Origin of the sequence: Streptomyces aquilus, assembly GCF_003955715.1 — a bacterium.
GTDB lineage: Bacteria > Actinomycetota > Actinomycetes > Streptomycetales > Streptomycetaceae > Streptomyces > Streptomyces aquilus.
Genome location: NZ_CP034463.1, coordinates 5032860 through 5059585 on the forward strand (window position 1 = coordinate 5032860; position 26726 = coordinate 5059585).

Annotated in this window: 3 protein-coding genes (1 of these 3 only partly in view); all 3 read right to left on the bottom strand. The window is 71.4% G+C overall.

The window, feature by feature from the left end; translation table 11 throughout:
* Window positions 1–15743, bottom strand: the 5' portion of a protein-coding gene (locus EJC51_RS23075; RefSeq protein ID WP_126272835.1) for a non-ribosomal peptide synthetase. The gene continues 12619 nt to the left of window position 1, outside the view; only the first 15743 of its 28362 coding nucleotides appear in the window; its start codon is at window positions 15741–15743; its stop codon lies off the left edge, out of view.
* A gap of 171 nt (window positions 15744–15914) precedes the next feature.
* Entirely contained in the window at window positions 15915–25181 is a 9267-nt protein-coding gene (locus EJC51_RS23080) for a non-ribosomal peptide synthetase (protein ID WP_126272836.1), read from the bottom strand.
* 221 nt (window positions 25182–25402) lie between these two features.
* Window positions 25403–26725 (bottom strand): sensor histidine kinase, encoded by a 1323-nt coding sequence (locus EJC51_RS23085; RefSeq protein WP_126272837.1) that lies wholly within the window; start codon window positions 26723–26725, stop codon window positions 25403–25405.
* Between the last annotated feature and the right edge of the window lies 1 nt (window position 26726).

A 26726-nucleotide genomic window follows, 5' to 3' on the forward strand; every position in this document is an offset into this window, starting at 1 on the left:
GTGTCGAGGGTGCCGGTCAGGCGGAGGGCGAAGGGCATGTTGTAGGCGGAGGCCCCGGTCTCGTCCATGCGGTTGAGGAACCACATCCGCTGCTGGGCAAAGGACAGCGGTACACGCTCGGGGCGCTCCCGGCGGGCCAGCACGACGCCGGTCGACGCGGCGGCGGTGTCGACCAGCCATGCGATCCCGGCGACCGTGGGCTCGGCGAACACCTCCCGGACCCCGACCGACACCTCCAGCACCGAGCGGATGCGGGCGATCAGCCGCATCACCTTCAGCGAGTCACCGCCCAGCTCGAAGAAACTCTCCTCCGCACCGACCCGCTCCAAGTCCAGCACCTCGGCGAACAGAGCGGCCAGCGCCTCCTCGGTCGGAGTCGCGGGCCCGCGAGATGCACTGACGTGCACATCCGGTACCGGCAGGGCAGCGCGGTCGACCTTGCCGTTGACGGTCAGCGGCAGGGCGTCGAGCACGATGACCGTCGACGGGACCATGTAGTCCGGCAGCCGGGTGGCGGCGAAGGCACGGAGGTCGTCCGCGTCGGTGGCGCCGACGGCGTAGCCGATCAGACGGCCGTCGCGGATCTGTGCCGCGGATTGGTCGACGTGCGGGTGGGCGGCGAGTACGGCTTCGACCTCGCCGAGTTCGACCCGGAAGCCACGGATCTTGACCTGCTCGTCGGCACGGCCCACGAAGGCCAACTGCCCGTCCGCTTCCCAGCGGGCCAGGTCGCCGGTGCGGTACATCCGGCCGCCGTCCGCATCGAACGGGCAGGCGATGAAGCGTTCCGCCGTCAGGTCCGGGCGGTTGACGTAACCGCGGGCCAGGCCGTCCCCGGCGATGTACAGCTCACCCGTCACGCCCACCGGGACGGGACGGAGGAAAGCGTCGAGGACGTAGGTGCGGACATTCCCCAGGGGGCGGCCGATGGCGGGCGGGGCGTCCTCGCCCGTGATGCCCTCGTCCAGCAGTACGGCGGTGGTGATGACGGTCGCCTCGGTGGGCCCGTAGGTGTTCCAAACCCGGCCACCTTCACGCCACTTGGCCGCCAGGCCAGCCTCCAGCCGCTCAGCGCCCAGCACCCAGTTCCCGACCCCGGGAACCGCCCCCGGGTCCAGCACCCCCAGCAGCGACGGCACCACACTGGCCGTGGTCACGCCGGCCGCCTGGAGCATCTCGGCCAGGGCGGCGGGGTCCAGCCGCTCCTCGGCCGAGGCGATCGCCAACGTGCCCCCGGCGGCCAGCGTGACGGCCACGTCCAGCACCGCCGCGTCGAAGCTGAACGACGCGAACTGCAACGCCGTGACACCCGGCTCGACGCCGAGGACCGGACGCATCACGGAGGCCAGATTCGCCACCGAGGCATGCGCGACAGCCACACCCTTCGGACGCCCCGTCGACCCCGACGTATAGACGACATAGGCCAGTTGATCGTCGGTGACCTCCGGCAGCACGCCGGCATCACTCACCAACTCATCCAGCAGCACACCCGAGGCCACCCGCCCGGCAGTCTCCTCCGTGACCAGCACCAGCTGCGCCGCGCTGTCGGTCACCATGTAGGCCAGCCGGTCGGAGGGGTACTCCGGGTCCAGCGGGACGTACGCGCCACCGGCCTTCCACACCGCGAGCATCGCCACGACCGCCTCCGCCCCGCGCGGCAGGCACAGGCCTACCCGGGACTCCCGGCCCACACCGCGCGCCACGAGCCCTCGCGCCAACGCATCGGAGCGGGCGTCGACCTCGGCGTACGACAGCCCCCGGCCGCCAGACCACAGCGCGACCGTCTCCGGCGCCCTGGCCGCACCGGCGCGGAACCGCTCCAGCACAGTCGAGGTGTCGACCTCGCTCGCCGTGGCGTTCCACTCGTCCACGACCGCCGCCCGCTCGGACTCCTCCAGCAGATCGAGGTCGCTCAGTCGCAGCTCCGGATCAGCCGCGACCTGCTCCAGCACCCGCACCAGCCGCCGGGCCAGCGCACGGACCGTGGCCTCGTCGAACAGGTCGGCCGCGTAGAGGATGCCGCCCCGCAGACCATCGGCCGTGCCGCCCTCCGACCGGCGCTCGCTCAGCGAGAGGGACAGATCGAAGCGGGCCGCGAGGTCCTCTGCGTGAGGAACCTGCTCGACCGCCAGTCCTTCGAGGTCCCAGTGCGGCTCGGGCACGTTCTGGAGGGCCAGCATCACCTGGAACAGCGGGTTGCGGGCCGCCGACCGCTCCGGGTTCAGCTCGTCCACCAGCCGCTCGAACGGCACGTCCTGATGCGCGTACGCCGAAAGGTCGGACTCCCGCACTCGGGCCAGCAGATCCCGGAAGGACGGATTCCCCGCCAAGTCGGAGCGCAGGACGAGGGTGTTGACGAAGAGGCCTGCCAGTTCCTCCAGTTGTGCGTCGGAGCGGCCGGCAACCGGGGTGCCGACGCAGATGTCCTCCCCCGCTCCCATCCGCGACAGCAGTACCGACAGCGCCGCGTGCACGACCATGAACATCGTCGCCCCGCCCCGCGCGGCCAGCTCCGTCAGCTGGGCATGCGTCTCCGCATCCACCCCGACCGGCACCTGAGCACCGCGGAACGAAGGTGCCGCCGGACGCGGCCGGTCGAACGGCAGGGCCGTCTCCTGGGGCGCACCCTCCAACGCGCCACGCCAGTAGGCGATCTGTCCGGCACCGGGGCTCTCCGGGTCGTCCAGCTCGCCCAGCACCTCGCGCTGCCACAGCGCGTAGTCCGCGTACTGGACGGGAAGCGGTTCCCATCCCGGTTCGGCACCTGACAGCCGTGCGCGATAGGCGTTCTGGAGGTCGTTCGCGAGTACGCCCATCGACCAGGCGTCGGTCGCGATGTGATGGGCGACCAGGAGCAGCACCCACTCCGCCTCCGAGACCTTCAACAGGGACGTCCGCCACGGCAGTTCAGCCGCCAGGTCGAATCCACGTCCCGCCTCGTTCTCCATGGCGGCGCGCCACTGCTCGCCGGCCTCCACGACCACCAGCTCCGGACGCCCCTCGGCGCCTTCACGGATCTCCTGATACGGCACGCCCTCCACGTCCGGGAAGACCGTCCGCAGGCTCTCGTGCCGGTCCGCCACATCACCCAGTGCCGACTCCAGCACGTCGACGTCGAGGCTGCCGGTCAGGCGGAGGGCGAAGGGCATGTTGTAGGCGGACGCCCCGGTCTCGTCCATCCGGTTGAGGAACCACATCCGCTGCTGGGCGAAGGACAGCGGTACGCGGTCGGGGCGCTCCCGGCGCGAAAGCATCGGGCCTGCCGACGCCCCGGCTGTGTCGACCAGCCGCGCGATCCCCGCGACCGTCGGCTCCGCGAAGACCTCACGAACGCCGACCGACACCTCCAGCGCCGACCGCACACGGGCGATCAGCCGCATCACCAGCAGCGAATCACCACCCAGCTCGAAGAAGCTCTCCTCCGCGCCGACCCGCTCCAGGCCCAGCACCTCGGCGAACAGCCCGCACAGCGCCTCCTCCGTCGGAGTCGCAGGCCCACGAGATACCCCGGCGCCCAGATCCGGCACCGGCAGAGCAGCCCGGTCGACCTTGCCATTCACGGTCAGCGGGAAGGCGTCCAGGACGACGACCGCCGACGGCACCAGGTAATCCGGTACGCGAGCGGCAGCGAATGCGCGCAGAGCGGTGGCATCCGTGTCGCCGACGACGTATGCGATCAGCCGTCCGTCGCGGACCAGCGCAACCGCCTGCTCAACCCCCGCATGAGCCGACAGAACCGCCTCGACCTCGCCCAGCTCCACCCGGAACCCACGGATCTTCACCTGCTCATCCGCACGCCCCAAAAACTCCAACTGCCCATCCGCCAACCACCGCACCACATCCCCCGTGCGATACATCCGGCCACCATCACCACCGAACGGACACGCCACAAACCGCCCCGCCGTCAGACCAGCACGCCCCGCATACCCACGCGCCAACCCAATACCGGACACATACAACTCACCACGCACCCCCACCGGCACCGGCTGCAAAAACGCATCCAGCACAAACACCCCGGCATTCCGCAACGGACGCCCAATCGGCACCACCCCCGACCCACCCACCACACCCGACTCCAACGGCCCACTCATCGCCGCACACACCGTCACCTCAGTCGGCCCATACGCATTCACCATCCGCCGACCAGACGACCACCGCTCCACCAACCCCGCAGCACACGCCTCCCCCGCCACCACCAACGTCTCCAACCCCGCCGGCAACACCCCCTCCTCCACCGCCAACACACCCGGCGGCACCGTCACATGCGACGCCCCCGACCGCACCAACGCCTCACCCAACGACACCCGCGGCGGCAACCCATCCGACCCCGCCACCACCAACACCGCACCCGCACCCCACGCCATGCACAACTCAGACACCGCCGCGTCAAAACTCAACGACGCAAACTGCAACACCCGAGCACCCACACCCACCGCAAACCGCTCAATCTGCGCACCCGCCAAATTCACCAACCCCGCATGCGACACCACCACACCCTTCGGCCGCCCCGTCGAACCCGACGTGTAGATGACGTAGGCGAGCTGGTCAGGGGAGATAGCCGGCAGTTCGCGCACGGCCTGGTCGCCGTCCAGCTCGTCGAGCAGGACCGTCTCCACCTCACCGGACAGCCGGTCGGCGGTTTCGGGCGCGACCAGGACCAGTTCGGCGTCGCTGTCGGCGACCATGTAGGCCAGCCGGTCGGAGGGGTACGCGGGATCGAGCGGGACATACGCCCCGCCGGCCTTCCACACGGCCAGGATCGCGATGACCGCATCGATCCCGCGCGGGAAGCACAGGCCGACCCGGGACTCCCGTCCCACACCGCGCGCCGCCAGCCCGCGCGCCAACACGTCGGCTCGGGCGTCGAGTTCGGCGTAGGACAGGGTCTGATCCTCGGAGCACAGGGCGTCCGCATCCGGCGTGCGCGCCACCCACCCCTGGAACAGCTCCATCACGGTCGCGGCTTCGGCGTCGTCACTCGCGGTGGCGTTCCACCGCTCTACGACCGTCGCCCGCTCGCCCTCCTCCAGCACCTCCACGGCGCCCAGCCGCAGCTCCGGATCGGTCGCGACCTGCTCCAGCACCCGCACCAGTCGCCCGGCCAGCCCACGCACCGTCCCCTCGTCGAACAGGTCGGCCGCGTAGAGAATCCCGCCCCGCAGACCATCGACCGAGCCGTTGTCAGAGCGGCGCTCGCTCAGCGAGAGGGACAGATCGAAGCGGGCCGGCGGATCCGCCAGCGGCGGGATCTGCTCGACGACCAGCCCTTCGAGGTCCCAGAGGGCCTCGGGCACGTTCTGGAGCGCGAGCAGCACCTGGAACAGCGGGTTGCGTGCGGCGGAACGCTCCGGATTCACCTCGTCCACCAGCCGCTCGAACGGCACGTCCTGATGCGCGTACGCCGACAAGTCGGCCGCCCGCACCCGCGCCAACAGCTCGCCGAACGTGGGATTCCCCGAGGCGTCCGACCGCAGAACGAGCGTATTGACGAAGAACCCGGCCAGATCCTCCAGTTGCGAGTCCGAACGGCCCGCGACCGGCGTCCCGACGCAGACGTCCTCCCCGGCCCCCATCCTCGCCAGCAGCATCACCAGCGCCGCGTGCACGACCATGAACATGGTCGCCCCGCTCCGCGCGGCCAGATCGGCCAACCGGGCATGCGTCACCGCATCGACGTCCACCGGCACCGACCCACTACGGAACGACGGCACCGCCGGACGCGGCCGGTCGAAGGGCAGCACGGTCTCCTGCGGCGCCTCCGCCAACTCCCGCTTCCAGTACGCGACCTGGGCGGACACCTGACTGTCGGGGTCGTCCAACTCGCCGAGCACCTCGCGCTGCCACAGCGCGTAATCCGCGTACTGGACGGGGAGCGGCTCCCGCGCCTGCGCCGCCCCGGCAAGGCGGGCGCGATAGGCGCCCTGAAGGTCGCGGGCGAGTACGCCCATCGACCAGGCGTCAGTCGCGATGTGATGGGCGACCAGCAGCAGCACCCACTCCGCCTCCGAGACCCTCAACAGCGTGGTACGCCACGGCAGTTCAACCGCCAGATCGAAGCCACGCCCGGCCTCGTCCGCCACCAGCTCACGCCACCGCTCACCGGCGTCGACGATCCGGAGCCGGGGACGCCCCTCGGCGCCCTCGCGGATCTCCTGGTAAGGCACCCCGTCCACGTCCGGGAAGACCGTGCGCAGACTCTCGTGCCGATCGGCGATGTCCCACAGCGCCGACTCCAGCACCTCGACATCGAGGCTGCCGGTCAGCCGCAGAGCGAAGGGAAGGTTGTAGGCAGCGGCTCCCTCCGCGCCCTCTCCGTCCATCCGGTTGAGGAACCACATCCGCTGCTGGGCGAAGGACAGCGGTACGCGCTCGGGGCGCTCCCGACGGGCCAGCACCACACCCGCCGTGGCCCCGGCGCCCTCGACCAACCGTGCGACACCGGCCACGGTCGGGTCCGCGAAGACCTCCCGGACTCCGACCGACACCTCCAGCACCGAGCGAATACGGGCGATCAGCCGCATGACCAGCAGCGAATCACCGCCGAGCTCGAAGAAACTCTCCTCCGCACCGACCCGCTCCAGGTCCAGCACCTCGGCGAACAGAGCGGCCAGCACCTCCTCGGTCGGAGTCGCAGGCTCACGCGATGCACCGGCGCCCAGATCCGGCACCGGCAGGGCGGTGCGGTCGATCTTGCCGTTCACGGTGAGCGGGAAGGCGTCCAGGGCGACGACCGCCGACGGGACCATGTACTCCGGCAGCCGGGTCGCGGCATACGCCCGTACGTCCTCGGCGTCCACATCCCCCACGACATAGCCGACCAGACGGCCGTCGCGTGCGACAGCCAGGGCCCGCTCGACCTGCGGGTGGGCGGCGAGTACGGCCTCGACCTCGCCGAGCTCGACGCGGAAGCCACGGATCTTGACCTGCTCGTCGGCACGGCCCACGAAGGCCAGCTGCCCGTCTGGCATCCAGCGGGCCAGGTCGCCGGTACGGTACATCCGCCCGCCGTCCGCATCGAACGGGCAGGCGATGAAGCGTTCCGCGGTCAGGTCGGGGCGGTTGACGTAGCCGCGCGCCAGGCCGTCCCCGGCGATGTACAGCTCACCTGTCACACCCACGGGCACAGGGCGGAGGAAGGCATCCAGCACGTAGGTGCGGACGTTCCCGAGAGGGCGGCCGATGGCGGGCGGGGCGTCCTCGCCCGTGATGCCGGCCTCCAGGAGGACGGCGGTGGTGATGACGGTCGCCTCGGTGGGCCCGTAGGTGTTCCAAACCCGGGCCCCTTCGCGCCACTTGGTCGCCAGGCCGGCCTCCAGGCGCTCAGCGCCCAGCACCCAGTTCCCGATCCCGGAGACCGTGTCCGGCTCCAGCGCGCCGAGGAGGGAAGGCACGACGCTGGCCGTGGTCACTCCGGCCGCCTCGATCATGCGCGCCAGCGCCGCCGCGTCCAGCCGTTCGTCGGACGAGGCGATCGCCAACGTGCCCCCGGCAGCGAGGGTGACCGCCACGTCCAGCACGGCCGCGTCGAAACTGAACGACGCGAATTGCAGGGCTGTGACGCCCGGTTCGACCCCGAGGACCGGACGCATCACCGACGCCAGGTTGGCCACCGAGGCATGCGCCACGGCCACGCCCTTCGGACGCCCCGTCGACCCCGACGTATAGATGACATAGGCCAGTTGGTCGGGGCCGACCTCCGGCAGCACACCGGAATCACTCACCAACTCATCCAGCAGCACACCGGAGGCCACCCGCCCGGCGGTCTCGGCTGTCACCAGCACCACCCCGGCCCCGCTGTCCGCGACCATGAACTCAAGCCGCTCAGACGGGTATTCGGAGTCCAGGGGCACGTACGCGCCACCGGCCTTCCACACCGCCAGAATCGCCACAACCATCTCGGCCCCACGCGGCAGGCACAGCCCCACCCGCGACTCCCGCCCCACACCACGCGCCACCAACCCACGCGCCAACGCATCCGAGCGCGCATCCACCTCGGCATACGACAGGCCCCGGCCGCCCGACCACACCGCGACCGTCTCCGGCGCCCTGTCCACGCTGGTACGGAACCGCTCCACCACCGACGACGCATCCACCTCCCGCGCCGTCGCGTTCCACTCCCCCACCACCGCGTCCCGCTCGGAGGCGTCCAGCAGATCGAGGTCGCTCAGCCGCAGCTCCGGATCGGCCGCGACCTGCTCCAGCACTCGCTCCAGTCGCACGGCGAGCCCACGCACCGTTGCCTCGTCGAACAGATCCGCGGCATACAGCAGCCCGCCCTCCAGCCCGGCCGGGGCGCCACCCTCGGTCCACCGCTCACCGAGGCCCACCGACAGATCGAAGCGGGCGGGTGCCATCGCCGGCGGTATCTGCTCGACGGTCAGCCCCTCAAGCCCCCACTGCGCCTCGGGCACGTTCTGGAGGGCCAGCATCACCTGGAACAGCGGGTTGCGGGCCGCGGAACGCTCCGGGTTCAGCTCGTCGACGAGCCGCTCGAACGGCACGTCCTGATGCGCGTACGCCGACAGATCGGCCTCCCGCACCCGCGCCAACAGCTCACCGAACGTCGGATTCCCGGAAGCATCGGACCGCAGAACGAGCGTGTTGACGAAGAACCCGGCCAGATCCTCCAGCTGCGCGTCCGAGCGCCCGGCAACGGGTGTGCCGACACAGACGTCCGCCCCGGCCCCCATCCTCGCCATCAGCACCGCCAACGCGGCATGCACGACCATGAACATGGTCGCCCCGCCCTGCCCGGCCAGCTCCACCAACCGGGCATGCGTCTCCGCATCCACCTCGACCGGCACCGACCCACTCCGGAACGTCGGCACCGCCGGACGCGAACGATCGAAGGGCAGCACCGTCTCCTGCGGCGCACCCTCCAACGCCCCCCGCCAGAAGGCGATCTGTCCCGCCACCGCACTCGACGGGTCCTCCAACTCGCCCAGCACCTCACGCTGCCACAGCGCGTAATCCGCGTACTGCACCGGCAACGGCGTCCACCCCGGGGTGCCCTCTCCTGCGAGACGGGCGCGATAGGCGTCCCGGAGATCGCCTGCTATCACGCCCATCGACCAGGCGTCGGTCGCGATGTGGTGGGCCACCAGGAGCAGCACCCACTCCGCCTCCGAGACCTTCAGCAGCGTGGTACGCCATGGCAGGTCGATCCCGACGTCGAAACCACGGCCGATCTCGTCCCGCATCAGCTCACGCCACCGCTCGCCGGCCTCGACCACCACCAGCTCCGGACGGCTGTCCGCACCCACCAGCACCCGCTGGTACGGCACACCCTCGATGTCCGGGAAGACCGTGCGCAGCGTCTCGTGCCGGTCGGCGATGTCCCCCAGCGCCGCCTGCAAGGCCTCGGTGTCAAGGGTGCCGCTCAGCCGCAGCACCAACGGCAGGTTGTAGACGGACGCCCCGGTCTCGTCCATCCGGTTGAGGAACCACATCCGCTGCTGCGCGAAGGACAGCGGTACGCGGTCGGGACGTTCCCGACGCGAAAGCACGACGCCGGTCGACGCCCCGGCCGTGTCGACCAGCCGCGCGATCCCCGCGACCGTCGGCTCCGCGAAGACCTCACGGACCCCGACCGACACCTCCAGCACCGACCGCACACGGGCGATCAGCCGCATCACCAGCAGCGAATCACCACCCAGCTCGAAGAAACTCTCCTCCGCACCCACGCTCTCCAGCCCGAGCAGATCCGCGAACAGCCCGCAGAGCGCCTCCTCGACCTCCGTCTCGGGCCCACGGGAAGCACCCGCACCCAGATCCGGCACCGGCAGAGCAGCCCGGTCCACCTTCCCGTTCACCGTCAACGGCAGCGCGTCCAGCACCACCACAGCCGACGGCACCATGTAGTCCGGCAGCCGCGTCGCCGCATGCGCCCGCACCGCGTCCTCGTCCACATCGCCGACGACATAGCCGATCAGCCGCGCATCCCGTACGACAGCCACGGCCTGCTCGACCTGCGGGTGAGCGGCGAGGACGGCCTCGACCTCACCCAGCTCGACGCGGAAGCCACGGATCTTGACCTGCTCGTCGGCACGGCCCACGAACTCAAGCTGCCCGTCCGGCGTCCAGCGGGCCAGGTCGCCGGTGCGGTACATCCGGCCGCCGTCCGCGTCGAACGGGCAGGCGATGAAGCGTTCCGCTGTCAGGTCGGGGCGGTTGACGTAACCCCGGGCCAGACCGTCCCCGGCGATGTAGAGCTCGCCGGGGACGCCCACGGGCACAGGGCGGAGGAAGCCGTCCAGCACGTAGGTGTGGACGTTCCCGAGGGGCCGGCCGATGGCGGGCGCGGGGTCGTGGCCCGTGATGCCCTCGTCCAGCAGTACGGCGGTAGTGATGACGGTCGCCTCGGTGGGCCCGTAGGTGTTCCAAACCCGTGCTTCTTCACGCCACTTGGCGGCCAGACCGGCCTCCAGCCGCTCGGCACCCAGCACCCAGTTCCCGATCCCCGGCACCGCGTCCGGCTCCAGCACACCCAGCAGCGAGGGCACCACACTCGCGACGTCAACACCCGCCGCCTCCACCATCCCGGCCAGGGCAGCAGAGTCCAGCCGCTCTTCGGCCGAGGCGATCGCCAGCGTGCCCCCGGCGGCCAGCGTGACGGCCACGTCCAGCACCGCCGCGTCGAAGCTGAACGACGCGAATTGCAGGGCTGTGACGCCCGGCTCGACGCCGAGCACGGGGCGCATCACGGAGGCCAGGTTGGCCACCGAGGCATGCGCGACGGCCACACCCTTCGGACGCCCCGTCGACCCCGACGTATAGATGACATAGGCCAGTTGATCGCCACCAACCTCCGGCAGCGCACCGACGTCACTCACCAACTCATCCAGCAGCACACCCGCGGACAGCCGGTCGACAGTCTCCTCCGTGACCAGCACCACCCCGGCCCCACTGTCCGCGACCATGAACTCAAGTCGCTCAGACGGGTATTCGGGGTCCAGCGGGACGTACGCGCCACCGGCCTTCCACACCGCCAGCATCGCCACGACCATCTCGGCCCCACGCGGCAGGCACAGCCCCACCCGCGACTCCGCCCCCACCCCCCGCGCCACAAGCCCTCGCGCCAGCGCATCCGAGCGCGCATCCACCTCGGCGTAGGACAGCCCCTGCCCACCCGACCACAGCGCGACCGCCCCCGGAGCCTCAGCCACCCACCCCCGGAACCGCTCCACCACCAAACCGGGCTCAGTCACCTCAGCCGTCGCGTTCCACTCCTCGACGACCGCCGCCCGCTCGGCCTCCTCCAGCAGGTCGAGGTCGCTCAGCCGCAGCTCCGGATCGGCCGCGACCTGCTCCAGCACCCGCACCAGCCGCCCGGCCAGCCCACGCACCGTCGCCTCATCGAACAGATCCGCGGCATAAAGAAGCCCACCGCCCAGCCCAGCCGGGGCGCCACCCTCGGCCCACCGCTCGCTGAGGTCCACCGACAGATCGAACCGTGCCGCGGGGTCCTCCACCGGCGGCACCTGCTCCACCCACAGCCCTTGCAGCTCCCACCGCGCCTCGGGCGCGTTCTGGAGGGCCAGCATCACCTGGAACAGCGGGTTGCGGGCAGCGGAGCGCTCCGGGTTCAGCTCATCCACCAGCCGCTCGAACGGCACGTCCTGATGCGCGTACGCCGAAAGGTCAGACTCCCGCACCCGCGCCAACAGCTCACCGAACGTCGGATTCCCGGAAGCGTCCGACCGCAGAACGAGCGTATTGACGAAGAACCCCGCCAGATCCTCCAACTGAGCGTCCGAACGGCCCGCGACCGGCGTCCCGACACAGACGTCCTCACCCGCGCCCATCCTCGCCAGCAGCACCGCCAGGGCCGCGTGCACGACCATGAACATCGTCGCGCCGCCCCGCGCGGCCAGTTCCACCAACCGGGCATGCGTCTCCGCGTCCACCCCGACCGGCACCGACCCACTACGGAACGTCGGCACCGCCGGACGCGAACGATCGAAGGGCAACACCGTCTCCTGCGGAGCCCCCTCCAACGCCCCCCGCCAGTAAGCGATCTGCCCCGCCGCCGCACTCGACGGGTCCTCCAACTCGCCCAGCACCTCACGCTGCCACAGCGCGTAATCCGCGTACTGCACCGGCAACGGCGTCCACCCTGGAGCCTCCCCGGCAAGCCGTGCGCGATAGGCGTTCTGGAGGTCGTTCGCGAGTACGCCCATCGACCAGGCGTCGGTCGCGATGTGATGGGCGACCAGGAGCAGCACCCACTCCGCGTCGGAGACCTTCAACAGGGTCGTCCGCCATGGCAGTTCAGCCGCCAGGTCGAATCCACGCCCCGCCTCGTCCTGCATGACGTCACGCCACTGCTCGCCGGCCTCCACGACCATCAGCTCCGGACGCCCCTCGGCGCCCTGACGGATCTCCTGGTACGGCACGCCCTCCACGTCGGGGAACACCGTCCGCAGGCTCTCGTGCCGATCGGCGATGTCGCCCAATGCCGCCGCCAGTGCCGCCGAGTCCAGCCGGCCGGACAGCCGTAGGGCGAACGGCATGTTGTAGGCGGCCGCCCCCGCCTCGTCCATCCGGTTCAGGAACCACATCCGCTGCTGCGCGAAGGACAACGGCACCCGCTCCGGCCGCTCCCGCCGCCCCAGCACCACACCTGCCGACGCCCCGGCTGTGTCGACCAGCCGCGCGATCCCGGCGACCGTCGGGTCCGCGAAGACCTCACGAACGCCGACCGACACCTCCAGCACCGACCGCACACGGGCGATCAGCCGCATCACCAGCAGCGAATCACCACCCAGCTCAATGAAGCTCTCCTCCGCACCGACCCGCTCCAGGCCCAGCACCTCGGCGAACAGCCCGCACAGCACCTCCTCCGTCGGAGTCGCAGGCCCACGAGACGCACCCGCGCCCAGATCCGGCACCGGCAGAGCAGCCCGGTCCACCTTCCCGTTCACCGTCAGGGGGAACGCGTCCAGCACCACCACAGCCGAAGGCACCATGTACTCGGGCAGCCGGGCGGCGGCGTGCGTCCGCAGCTCTCCACTGTCCACGTCGCCGACGACGTAGCCGATCAACCGTCCGTCCCGTACGACGGCCACGGCCTGCTCAACCCCCGCATGAGCCGACAGAACCGCCTCGACCTCGCCCAGCTCCACCCGGAACCCACGGATCTTCACCTGCTCATCCGCACGCCCCAAAAACTCCAACTGCCCATCCGCCAACCACCGCACCACATCCCCCGTGCGATACATCCGGCCCCCGCCCTCACCGAACGGACACGCCACAAACCGCCCCGCCGTCAGACCAGCACGCCCCGCATACCCACGCGCCAACCCAATACCGGACACATACAACTCACCACGCACCCCCACCGGCACCGGCTGCAAAAACGCATCCAGCACAAACACCCCGGCATTCCGCAACGGACGCCCAATCGGCACCACCCCCGACCCACCCACCACACCCGACTCCAACGGCCCACTCATCGCCGCACACACCGTCACCTCAGTCGGCCCATACGCATTCACCATCCGCCGACCAGACGACCACCGCTCCACCAACCCCGCAGCACACACCTCCCCCGCCACCACCAACGTCTCCAACCCCGCCGGCAACACCCCCTCCTCCACCGCCAACACACCCGGCGGCACCGTCACATGCGACGCCCCCGACCGCACCAACGCCTCACCCAACGACACCCGCGGCGGCAACCCATCCGACCCCGCCACCACCAACACCGCACCCGCACCCCACGCCATGCACAACTCAGACACCGCCGCGTCAAAACTCAACGACGCAAACTGCAACACCCGAGCACCCACACCCACCGCAAACCGCTCAATCTGCGCACCCGCCAAATTCACCAACCCCGCATGCGACACCACCACACCCTTCGGCCGCCCCGTCGAACCCGACGTGTGGATGACGTACGCGGCGTTGGCGGGACGCAGGGGTGCCGTGCGTTCGGCGTCGGTCACCCGGCCCGGGGCCTGGCGGGCCACCGCTGCCCTGACCTGCGGGTCGTCGAGGGCGATCGCGCGGTCCCGGGCGGCCTCGGGCAGCACGGCGCGTCCGGCCTCGGTGCACAGCACCGCGACCGGGTCGGCGTCCTCCAGGACGAGGGCGAGCCGGTCGGCGGGGTGCCCGGGGTCGAGGGGGACGAAGGCCCCGCCCGCCATCGAGACGGCGAGGAGCGCGACCACGGTGTCCGCGGAGCGTTCGGCGACGACGGCGACGCGGCACTCGGGTCCCACTCCCAGGGTGATCAGGTGCCGTGCCAGGCGGCCCGCTTCGTCCTGCAGTTCGGCGTAGCCGTACGTCCGCTCGTCCGAGTCCAGGGCCGGCGCGTCCGGTGTCCGCCGCACCTGTCCGGCGAGCAGTTCGGGCAGCGTCCCGGTGGGCACCTCGGGCTGGATGTCCTGCCAGTCCCGGGTGACACGGGCCAGCTCGGCACCGGTCAGCAGTCCGAGGCGGGCCAGCGGGGTGCGCGGGTCGGCCGCGAAGCCTTCGAGTACCTGGTGGAGCGCGGCCAGCACCTGTTCGGCGCGGGCCCGGTCGAACAGGTCCGTGCGGTGGTCGAGTTGCAGCTCCAGCCGCTCGCCGGGGCCGACGATCAGACCGAGCGGGTAGTGGCTGGCGTCCCTCGTGCGGCCGTCGAAGCGGATGCTGAGGGCGTCGGGGTCGGCCGTCGCGGTGTCCGCCGGGCGCGGGTAGTTCTCGTACACCACGAGCGTGTCGAACTCGGCGCCCGGTCCGGCGAGTTGCCGTATCTCGGTGAGGCCGAGGTGCTGGTGGCCCAGAAGGGCGATCTGGCGGGCCTGCAAGGTGCGCAGCAGGTCGGCGACGGTGAGGGCGCCGGTCAGCTCGACCCGGACCGGCAGGGTGTTGATGAACAGGCCGATGAGCGAGTCGGCGCCCGGCAGGTCCGTGGGGCGGCCCGCGACCGTGGTGCCGAACACGACGTCCTGGCGTCCGGCCAGCCGGGCGAGGACCAGGGCCCACGCGCCCTGCATCACCGTGGCCATGGTGACCCCGTGGTCGCGGGCCAGCGTCTCCAGTGCCCGGGTCAGTTCCGCGCTGCACTCGGTGACCAGCGCCTCGGGGCGCAGCGGTGCCCGGGCGGGGTCGGCCGGGGCGACCAGGGTGGGCTCGTCCGCCCCGGCCAGCTCCGCGCGCCACGCGGCCCGTGCCGCTTCCCGGTCCTGGCGGCCCAGCCAGGCCAGGTAGTCCTTGTAGGAGCGGACCGGGGGCAGCGCCCGGACCTCACCCCCGGCCCGGTACAGCGTCGAAAGCTCATCCACCAGGATCGGCAACGACCAGCCGTCCAGCACGATGTGATGGGTCGTCATCACCAGACGGTGCCGTCGCTCGCCGAGGCGGATCAGCAGCAGCCGCAGCAGCGGGCCCCGCTCCAGATCGAAGCCGGCCGACAGTTCCGCCTCGGACAGCCGGGCCGCCTCCGCCTCCGCCTCGGCCTGCGGGAGCTCCCTCAAGTCGGCTTCCTGCCACGGGAGTTCGACCTGCCGGGCGACGACCTGGACGGCCTGCCCCGACCTGCGCCGGCGGAAGCCCGCCCGCAGGGCGCCGTGCCGGGCGACCAGGGCCTCCCAGGAGCGACGCAGCCGTGCGATGTCCAGCGGCCCGTCGAGAGCGAGGGCCCGCTGTCCCGCGTACACGTCGGACGCCCCGTCCCCGAAGGCCGCGTGGAACAGCAGTCCCTCTTGCAGGGGCGAGAGCGGCCAGATGTCTTCGATGGCGTTCCGAGTCCGGGTCATCGCGTAGATCTCCTCACAAATGGGATGGCCCAGAACGGGCGCAAGTAAGGCAAGGAAGGCAGCAGAGAGAAGGCAGCAGAGACGAGAGGGACAAGAGGGACAAGAGGTGGACGGAGGACGGTCCAGGTGAGTCGGACGGACGACGGTCCTGGTGAGTTGAGCGGCCGACGATCAGTGGTGGTCGTCGGCGAACTCGGACTCGAAGGCCTCGATCTCGTCCTGGTCGAGATCGAGCAGCGCGAAGTCGGAGGGCGTGTGACCACCCGCCGTCGGATCGGCGGTATGGGTGGCGAGCCCTTCCAGCAGCTCCAGCCAGGCCTCGCCCAGACATTCCGCCCGGCGCTCGTCGAGCAGCGTCCGGGGCCAGCTCAGAGTGAGGGTGAGCAGCGGACCGTCCGGGGTGTCGGCCACCAGGGCACCGGCTTCCAGCGCGTGCGCCACCGGCATGTCCGGATCCGCCGTACCGACCATCGCGGCGTCGCCGGCCGTCTGCCAGGGACGGACCGGGCCAGCGTCCGGTCCGGCGGCGGTGAACCGGCCCAGGTAGTTGAAGCCGATCTCGGGCACGGGAAGCCCCGCCAGCACCCGTGCCGTGTCCGGGTTCGCCCAGCGCAACAGGCCGTGGCCCAGCCCGTCCCCGGGCACCGCCTGCACCTGCTCCTTCACCCGCTTGACCAGCGCACCGGCCGAGGCGCCGCCGACCGCGGCATCGTCCAGGTCCAGGCCCGACACCTCCAGCCGCATCGGGTGCACGGCGGTGAACCAGCCCACCGTCCGGGACACGTCCATGCCCTCCGCCAACGGTTCCCGGCCGTGCGCCTCCACGTCCACCAACAGCCCGTCGACACCGACCTCGGGCCGCCACCGCGCCACGGCCCCGGCCAGCGTCGCCAACAACACCTCGTGCACACCGCAGTGGAAGAGCGCCGGGGTACGCCCCACGAGAACGGCACTGACCCCGGCGGACACGGCCCACTCCCGCCGGGAGAGGACGCGTACGGTGTCCCGCCCGGGATCCAGCTCCCGACCCCCGACAACCCACCGCACATCAGCCCCGCCAGCTCGCCGGCCGCCGCCCCCGACGACGGCCCGCCCACCAGCGCCGACCACGGGCCGCCCGTCGGCGCTGGCCAGCAACTCCACCCAGCCGTCCAACTCCGCCGTGCGCTCAGCACTCCGCGCCGCGCGCTCCAGTTGCCGCGCCCAGGAACGGAAGGAGACGCCACCCCGCTCCAACACGTCCGCCGGGTTCCGCCCCTCGGCCACGGCCTCGCAGGCCGCCCGCAGATCCGGCATCAGAACCCGCCACGACACGCCATCGACGACCAGGTGATGCGCTACGACGACCACGCGGCCCACCCGGTCCGGACCCGCGTCCACCCACGCCGCACACACCATCACGCCCGCCAGCGGATCCAGTCCCGCGACCGCGTCCTGGGCGGCACGCGCGGCCACGTCGTCGAGACCGTCGTCGGGCACACCCACGGCATCCACCCGCACTACCCGACCGGAGGCATCCACCTCGCCGGCCTCCGGCACCACCAGCACCGGCGCTCCCTCGGGCCCACCCAGCACTGGCGGCCCTTCGACCGCACCCCGCACCCCAGCTCGAAGCATGGCGTGCACGCCCAACACCGCCCCCAGCCCCGCCTCCAACACCCCGGTCCCCAGCCCCGCAGGCGCCCCCACAGCCATCCACTGCGCGAACCCCGCCCGCAACGCATCCGCGCCCAGCGCCCGCATCACCGGCGTCCACGGCACCTCACCGACCCCGCCGTCCTCGATCGCCGCCGACCGGTCCCCGGTCTCGACCGCCACCAGCGCCAGCCGCTCCGGCGTCCGCTCCTCGAAGACCTGCCGAGGCGTCACCACCCACCCGGCCCGCCGCGCCCGGGAGGCAAGCAGCATCGACATGATCGAGTCCCCGCCCAACTCGAAGAACCCGTCCCCGACCCCGACCTTCTCCAGCCCCAACACCTCGGCGAACAGCGCACAGAACGCCTCCTCGGCGAGGGTCCCCGGCGCCCGCCCGGCCCCCGCCGCGGCCTCCGGTACCGGCAGAGCAGCCCGATCGACCTTCCCGTTCACGGTCAACGGGAACGCGTCCAGCACGACCACCACCGACGGCACCATGTACTCCGGCAACCGCACACCCGCGCTCGCCCGCACCTCCTCGGCATCCACATCCCCGACGACGTACCCGACCAGCCGCCCATCCCGTACGACAGCCACCGCCCGCTCGACCCCCGGATGAGCAGCGAGAACGGCCTCCACCTCACCCAGCTCGACGCGGAAACCACGCAGCTTCACCTGCGCATCCGCACGCCCCACAAACTCCAACCGACCATCCGCCGCCCACCGCGCCAGATCACCGGACCGATACATCCGCCCGCCACCCTCACCGAACGGACAAGCGACAAACCGTTCCGCCGTCAGACCAGGACGATTGACATACCCACGCGCCAGACCGTCGCCGGCGATATACAGCTCACCGGGGACACCCACAGGAACAGGCCGCAGCGACGCATCCAGCACGTAGGTCCGGACATTCCCCAGAGGCCGGCCGATCGCAGGCGGAGCGTCCTCACCCGTGATGCCCGCCTCCAGCAACACCGCGGTCGTGATCACGGTCGCCTCAGTAGGCCCGTAGGTATTCCAAACCCGGGCTGCTTCACGCCACTTGGCCGCCAGACCGGCCTCCAAGCGCTCCGCGCCCAACACCCAGTTGCCTATCCCGCCAACCGCGCCCGGCTCCAACACCCCCAACAACGACGGCACCACACTCGCCACGTCGACGCCGGCCGCCTTGACCATGGCCGCCAACGCCGATGAATCCTGGCGCTCTTCGGCCGAGGCGATCGCCAACGTGCCCCCGGCAGCCAGCGTGACGGCCACGTCCAGCACGGCCGCGTCGAAGCTGAACGACGCGAATTGCAGGGCTGTGACGCCAGGTTCGACACCGAGGACCGGGCGCATCACCGACGCCAGGTTGGCCACCGAGGCATGCGCCACGGCCACACCCTTCGGACGCCCCGTCGACCCCGACGTATAGATGACATAGGCCAGTTGGTCGGGGCCGACCTCCGGCAGCACACCGGAATCACTCACCAACTCATCCAGCAGCACACCCGAAGCCACCCGCCCGGCAGTCTCCTCCGCGACAACCACCACCCCGGCCCCACTGTCCGCAACCATGAACTCAAGCCGCTCAGACGGATACTCAGGATCCAGTGGCACATACGCCCCACCGGCCTTCCACACCCCCAGCATCGCCACGACCATCTCGACCCCACGCGGCAAGCACAGCCCCACCCGCGACTCCCGCCCCACACCACGCGCCACCAACCCACGCGCCAACGCATCCGACCACGCATCCACCTCGGCATACGACAACGCACGCCCACCCGCCCACACCGCCACCGCCCCCGGAGCCTCAGCCACCCACCCCCGGAACCGCTCCACCACCGACGACGCATCCACCTCCCGCGCCGTCGCGTTCCACTCCCCCACCACCGCGTCCCGCTCGGAGGCATCCAGCAGGTCCACGCCACTCAGCCGCAGCCCCGGACCGGCGGCCATCTGCTCCAGCACCCGCACCAAGCGGCGAGCCATCCGCGACGCGTCCCGCCGGTCGAAGAGATCGGCGCGGTGGTCGAGGCGGATCTCCAGGCCGTCGGCCGGGGTGACGCCCAGGGCCAGTGCGAAGTTGGTCGACTCGCGCAGCTCCGTGGCCGTGAGGGTGAGGTCGGCGCCGAGGGGCTGGGCGTCGAGGTCGCCGGGATAGTTCTCGAAGGCCAGCAGCGTGTCGAAGGTCGCGCCGGGACCCGCGGCCCGCTGCACCGCGCTGAGCCCCACATGCTGGTGGTCGAGGAGCGCCGACTGCCGTGTCTGCAACTCCGCCAGGACCTCGCCGACCGTCCGGGCCGGGTCCAGATCCACACGCACCGGCAATGTGTTGATGAACAGGCCGAGCATCGACTCCATGCCCGCGAGCTCCGCCGGACGCCCGGCCACCGTCGCCCCGAACACGACCGCGGGCCGGCCCGTGAGCTGCCCCAGCACCAGCCCCCAGGCCAGCTGCACCACGGTGTTCAGGGTGACGCCGGCACTCCGGGCGAGCCGCTCAAGATCGCGCACCAGTTCGACACTCGCGCGCTCGGTGACCCGGTCCAGGACGACGGACGTCGTCGCGCTCGGCTCGGCCGGCGCGACGAGCACCGACTCCTCGACCGGCGCCAGTTCGGCCCGCCACGCCTCCAGCGCCGCCGACGTGTCCCGCCCGGCGAGCCACGCCCAGTACGGCCGCGACGACACCGGCGCATCGAGCCCGTCCGCCCGGCCGCCGGCCGCGTAGAGCGTCCACAGCTCCCGCAGCACCAGCGGCAACGACCAGCCGTCCAGCAGCAGATGGTGCAGCGTGACCACCATCCGTGACCGCCGCCCGCCCTCCCGGACAAGCGCCACCCGCAGCAGCGGCGGTGCCGCGAGGTCGAACCGCGCGGCCCGCTCCTCGACCCCCACCCGGTCCGCGGCGCCCGCGTCCAGGCCCGTCACATCCACGTCCCGCCACGGCAGTTCGGCCCGCTCGACCACGATCTGCACGGGGCCCGCCGCGCCCGCGACCTGCACGAACCCGGCCCGCAACGCCGTGTGCCGATCGAGCAGCGCCTGCCACGAGGCCCGCAGCCGAGCCCCGTCCACAGCACCGTCCAGCTTCAGGACCAGCTGCTCGACATAGACGTCCACGCCCTCCTCGTCGAAGAGGGAGTGGAACAGCAGCCCCTCCTGAAGCGGCGCCACGGGAAGCACGTCCACCAGCCCCGGAACCGCCGCCTCGATCTCCTCGACGCCCGCCTGGTCCAGCGCCACCAGCGGGAAGTCGGACGGCGAGTGTCCGCCCGCCCCGTCCCGGACGACGTCCGCGACCAGCCCGGTGAGCCCCTCGGCCCACGCCTCCAGCAGGGCGCGCGCCCGCCCCTCGCCCAGCAGTCGCTCCGGATGGGCCAGCCGCAGCTCCAGCACCGGACCGTCCGCCGTGTCGCGTACCGCTGCCAGCAGCTCTACGGCGTGCATCACCGGGGCGTCCGGAGCGCTCCCCGCCCCGAAGCCCTCGCCCGCGCCGACCCGCCCGAGGTAGTTGAAGCCGACCTGCGCCGAGGGCAGGCCCGCCAACACCCCCGCCGTGTCCGGACGGACGTAGCGCAGCAGCCCGTAACCGAGCCCGTCCCCCGGAACCGCCCGCACCCGCTCCTTCGCCGCCGGCACCGACACCCCGACACCGGCGCTCAACCGCACCGGACGCGAGGACGTGAACCACCCGACCGTCCGCGACAGGTCCTGGACGCCGTCCGACAGCGGCTCACGGCCGTGTCCCTCGACGTCCACCAGGAACTCGTCCACCCCGGCCCACGCACCGACCGCCCCGGCGAGGCCCGCGAGCAGCACCTCGTCCACCCCGGCATGGAACGCCGCCGGCACCGCCGTCAGCAGCGCGGCCGTCACCTCCGCCGGGACCGACACCGACACCTCACGCACCGTCGCGCCGACGTCCAAGACCGGGTCCAGCGGCACGTCCGTGAGCGACGGATGCGGCCCCTCCAGCACCGCCCGCCACGCCCCCAACTCGGCCACCCGCTCCGGCCGCCCCGCCTCCGCCGCCAACTCCCGCGCCCACGCCCGGAACGACACCGGAACCGGCTCCCACTCCACGGCCCGCCCCTCGGCGAGGCTCTCGTACGCGGACCACAGATCCGGCAGCAGCACCTGCCAGGACACCGCGTCGACGACCAGATGACAGGCGACGACGACCAGCCGCCCCGCCACCTCGACCCCCGCGTCCAGCCACACCACCTGCACCATCACCCCGGCCACGGGGTCCAACCGCCGCACCGCGGCCGCAACCTCCGCCTCGACCAAAGCCGAAACCAAAGCCGAAACCGAAGCCGAGCCCAAAGCCGACTCCGACGCCTGCCCCGACGCCAAAGCCGAAGCCGAAACCGACGCCTCCCCCGACGCCAAAGCCGACTCCGAATCCGAAACCGACGCCTGCCCTGACGCCGACGCCAACGAATCCGCACCCACGACCGGAACCCGCACCACCATCCCGTCGACCGGCACCGCCGCCGCCCGCTCAGGAACCACCAGCACCCCGGACTCCGCCATCAGCCGCGCCCGCAACACCTCATGCCGCTCCACCAGGGCCGCCACCGCACCCCGCAGCGCCACCTCGTCCAGCCCCGCCGGCGCCTCCACCACCATCGACTGCACGACCCCGCGCACACCGTCGGCGCCGACCCGGCCCAGCACCTCCCGCATCACCGGCGTCAGCGGCACCTCCCCCACGGCCGAGTCCACCGGCCGAACGCCGTCCACGGCCCCGCCGACCACCCCCACCACCGCGGCCAGCCGCGCCGGCGTCCGCAACTCATGCACCTGCCGAGCGCCGACGACCAACCCCGCCCGGCGAGCCCGCGACACCAGCAGCATCGCCGTGATCGAGTCACCGCCCAGCTCGAAGAAGCTCTCCTCCGCCCCGACCCGCTCCACCCCGAGCAACTCCGCGAACAGCCCGCACAGCACCTCCTCGCCCGCAGTAACCGGCGCCCGCCCGGCCCCCGCCGCGGCCTCCGGCACCGGCAGAGCAGCCCGGTCGACCTTCCCGTTCACGGTCAACGGGAACGCGTCCAGCACGACCACCACCGACGGCACCATGTACTCCGGCAACCGCACACCCGCGCTCGCCCGTACGTCGTCACCATCCGCGCCCGCGCCGACGACGTACCCGACCAGCCGCCCATCCCGTACGACAGCCACCGCCCGCTCGACCCCCGGATGCGCAGCGAGAACGGCCTCCACCTCACCCAACTCCACCCGGAAACCACGCAGCTTCACCTGCGCATCCGCACGCCCCACAAACTCCAACCGACCATCCGCCGCCCACCGCGCCAGATCACCCGAGCGATACATCCGCCCGCCACCCTCACCGAACGGACAAGCGACAAACCGTTCCGCCGTCAGGTCCGGGCGATTGACGTACCCACGCGCGAGACCGGACCCAGCGATGTACAGCTCACCGGGGACACCCACAGGAACAGGCCGCAGGAAGGCATCCAGCACGTAGGTGTGGACGTTCCCGAGGGGCCGACCGATGGCGGGCGCGGCGTCGTCGCCCGTAATGCCCTCGTCCAGCAGAACGGCGGTAGTGATAACGGTCGCCTCAGTAGGCCCGTAGGTATTCCAAACCCGCGCACCCGTCCGCCACTTGGCCGCCAGACCGGACTCCAAGCGCTCAGCGCCCAACACCCAGTTGCCTATCCCGCCAACCGCGTCCGGCTCCAACACCCCCAACAACGACGGCACCACACTCGCCACGTCGACACCCGCCGCCTCAACCATGGCCGCCAAAGCAGACGCATCCCGACGCTCCTCTGCCGAAGCGACCGCCAACGCACCACCCGCAGCCAGCGTCACCGCCACATCCAGCACCGCCGCGTCAAAACTGAACGACGCGAACTGCAACGCCGTAACACCCGGCCCAACCCCAAGCACCGGACGCATCACGGAGGCCAGATTCGCCACCGAGGCATGCGCCACGGCCACACCCTTCGGACGCCCCGTCGACCCCGACGTATAGATCACATAGGCCAGTTGATCGCCACCAACCTCCGGCAGCACACCGGCATCACTCACCAACTCATCCAGCAGCACACCCGAAGCCACCCGCCCGGCGGTCTCCTCCGCGACAACCACCACCCCGGCCCCACTGTCCGCCACCATGAACTCAAGCCGCTCAGACGGATACTCAGGATCCAGTGGCACATACGCGCCACCGGCCTTCCACACCCCCAGCATCGCCACGACCATCTCGGCCCCACGCGGCAGGCACAGCCCCACCCGCGACTCCGCCCCCACCCCCCGCGCCACAAGCCCTCGCGCCACCGCATCCGACCACGCATCCACCTCGGCATACGACAACGCACGCCCACCCGACCACACCGCCACCGCCCCCGGAGCCTCAGCCACCCACCCCCGGAACCGCTCCACCACCAAACCGGGCTCAGTCACCTCAGCCGTGGCATTCCACGCACCCGTCACCAGGCCCCGCTCACCCTCCCCCGCCACGCCGATCCGCCGCACCGGCGTCGCGGGCTCCCGGACCGCTCGCTCGACGAAGCCGACGAGGGAGCGATGGACGGCCCGCGTCCACGCCTGGTCGTAGCGCGCCGCGTTCGCCTCGACGGTGATCTCGATCCCCGTGGCGGTCCGGTCGATGAGCACCCCGAAGTCCTCGACGAGCCGGGTCGACACGTCCCGTGCCACGCCCCGGCAGTCGCCGAAGGCCAGTTCTCCGGCGCGCGGCAGGATGTTCACGTAGGGGCCGAAGTGCCAGCGGTCGCCTTCCGGCCAGCCCAGTTCCCGGCGCAGCCGTTCTCCCCGGTACCGCTGGTGCCGGAGCAGTTCGGTGACGGCCTGGTGGGCGGTGTGGGCGAGGTCGATCAGGTTGGCTCCGGTGGGGACCGGGAACCGCAGGGGCAGCATGTTCGCCCGGGTGACGCGTGCGAGGAGGTCGGTCTCGCTGACGCGGCCGGTCATGGGCAGGCTGAGGAGCGCCTCGGACGCTCCGGCCATGCCGCTCACGAAGGCGCCGGTGGCGGCGAGGAGCAGCCGGGAGGCGGGAAGGCCGGCGCCGTCGGCGGCGGTCCGCAGTGCGGCGGCGGCGTCGGGAGCGAGGGTGCCCGTCGCCCGGAGCACCGACCCCGTACCGGCATCGCCTCCGGAGATCGCGGAAAGGCGCGCGACCTCCGCCAATTCCGGGCGGTCCGAAAAACGGTCGCACAGATGGCGTCGGTCTTCTGTGAATTCGATCGAGTCGCGGTATGCCGTCTCCTCGTCGAATGCCGCGCGCAGTGAGATGCGATCGGAATGCGGAAATTCCCTGTCCGTGACGATCGCTGAATAGATCTCGGCGACCCGGCGGGCCATGAGGGTGCACGCATATCCGTCGAGGAGCAGGTGGTTGTAGCCCTGGAACCAGCAGTACCGATCGGCATCGAGTCTGAAGAGCACGAACGAGCAGAGCCGCGCCGTGAGCGGGTTCTCCACCGCGGCGAGTTCCTCGCGCATGCGGGTTTCGAGCCATGCCCGCCGGTCACCGCCGGCCCCGTCCCACTCCTCGACGCGCAGGGCCGGCCGCCCCGCGTCCAGCGGTACGGCCCGTACCGTGCCCGCCGTGTCCTCGGTGAAGCGCACGCCCAGGATCTCGGTCTCCTCGACCGTCCGGTGCAGCGCGGCCTCGAAGGCGGCCACGTCGAGCGCGCCCGTGATCTCGACGGCCTGCCCGACGCTGTAGCCCGCGCGGGGGCCCGCCAGGCGCTGTGCGCGCCAGATGCCCTCCTGGCTGTCGGACAGGGAAATGCCGTCGCCGATTCGCTCGTTCATGTCCGCCCCTCACCCCTCATTCCCTCTCCATGGGCAGTGGACTGCCCGGCGCGCCATTCCATGGGAAACGCAAGGAAAAGAGCTTCCGCTCGGGAAGCTCCTGGGAATATCACCCCGTGGACCGAAAGGCCCGGTGAAACGTCGCCATAACCCGTTCACGACCGGGGCCGGTCAATAAGAACAATACCTAGCGAAGGGCGTCGTCCAACCGGCCGTTCTGCTCACTTGGACGCGGTCGCCGCGCGGGGCTGCGGCCAGATCTCGTATCGCTCGGCGTCCTTGACAAGGAGCGGGAAGGAGAGTTCGACGACGAGTCCGCCGTGCGGTCCGGGGCGGGCGGAGAGGGCGGCGTCGTGGGCGGCGGCGATGGCCCGGACGATCGACAGGCCGAGGCCGTGGTGGCCGTCGCCCGCGGTGCGGCTCATGCGCTGGAACGGCTCGAAGAGTTCGTCGACGCGCTCCTCGGGGACGGCGGGCCCGGTGTTGGTGACGGTGAGGACGGCGTGCCGGCCGTGGCAGCGCACGGTGACGTCGACGGTCCCGTCGGGCACGTTGTAGTAGGCGGCGTTGTGGACGAGGTTGGCCACCAGGCGTTCCAGCAGCGCGGTGTCACCGGCGACCTGGGCGGGCTCGGTGCGGTCCACGATCCGTACGCCGTGCCGCTGGTTGTGGGGCAGCTGGGTGAGCAGGACGGACTCGACGACCTCGGCGAGGTCGACGGGCTCGGTGCGGTCCATGCCCCGCTCGCTGACGGCCAGGGTGAGCAGGGACTCCAGCAGGGCGCCCTGGTGGGTGCTGATCCGCAGCAGGCGTTCGAAGTTCTCGCGGAACGACTCGGCGGTGGCGTCGGGGTCGAGGAGACACTCCTCCAGCAGGGCGCGTTCCACGGTGAGCGGGGTGCGCAGTTCGTGGGCGGCGTTGGCGACGAACCGTTTGTGGGACTCCAGGGCGGCTTCCAGCCGGTCGAGGAGGCCGTCGACGCTGTCGGCGAGGTCGCTGATCTCGTCGCCGGGGCCCTCGACGGCGAGCCGCTCGTGGACGTTGCGGGCGGAGATGCTGCGGATGCCGGCGGTGACGGTGCGCATGGGGCGCAGCACCCGGCGGGCCAGCAGCCAGCTGAGCACGACGGAGAGACCGGCCATGATGGCGAGGGCGATACAGGACTGCACGAGCAGGTCGTGCATCTGCGCTTCGTGCATCCGGGCGGCCTGGTCGCGGAGCTGGGCGTCGAGCGCGAACTCGGGTGGCGGGGCGTCGCCGCCCTGGCCGCCGGGCTGGATGTGGATCGTGGGCTGCCGGCCGGCGTCCCCGTTGATCTCGTACTTGACGACGCTGCTGTGGGTGGGCCGGTTGACCAGCAGATAGGTCATGCCGAGCAGGACGGCGCCGGACGCGATGAACAGCAGGCCGAAGAGGACCGCGAACCGGACCCGCACCCGGCGCGGTGTCAGGCGCCGGGCGACGGCGCGCAGCCAGGACGCGGGGGCGGAGCGCAGGACGCGGTCGCGGGCTCGGGCGAGCCGGACGAGGACGGGCGGCGCCATG

Bases quoted from the DNA above. Each gene is read 5' to 3' on its own strand.
- EJC51_RS23080 (WP_126272836.1), bottom strand. From the start codon at position 25,181: ATGAACGAGCGAATCGGCGACGGCATTTCCCTGTCCGACAGCCAGGAG.
- EJC51_RS23085 (WP_126272837.1), bottom strand. From the start codon at position 26,725: ATGGCGCCGCCCGTCCTCGTCCGGCTCGCCCGAGCCCGCGACCGCGTC.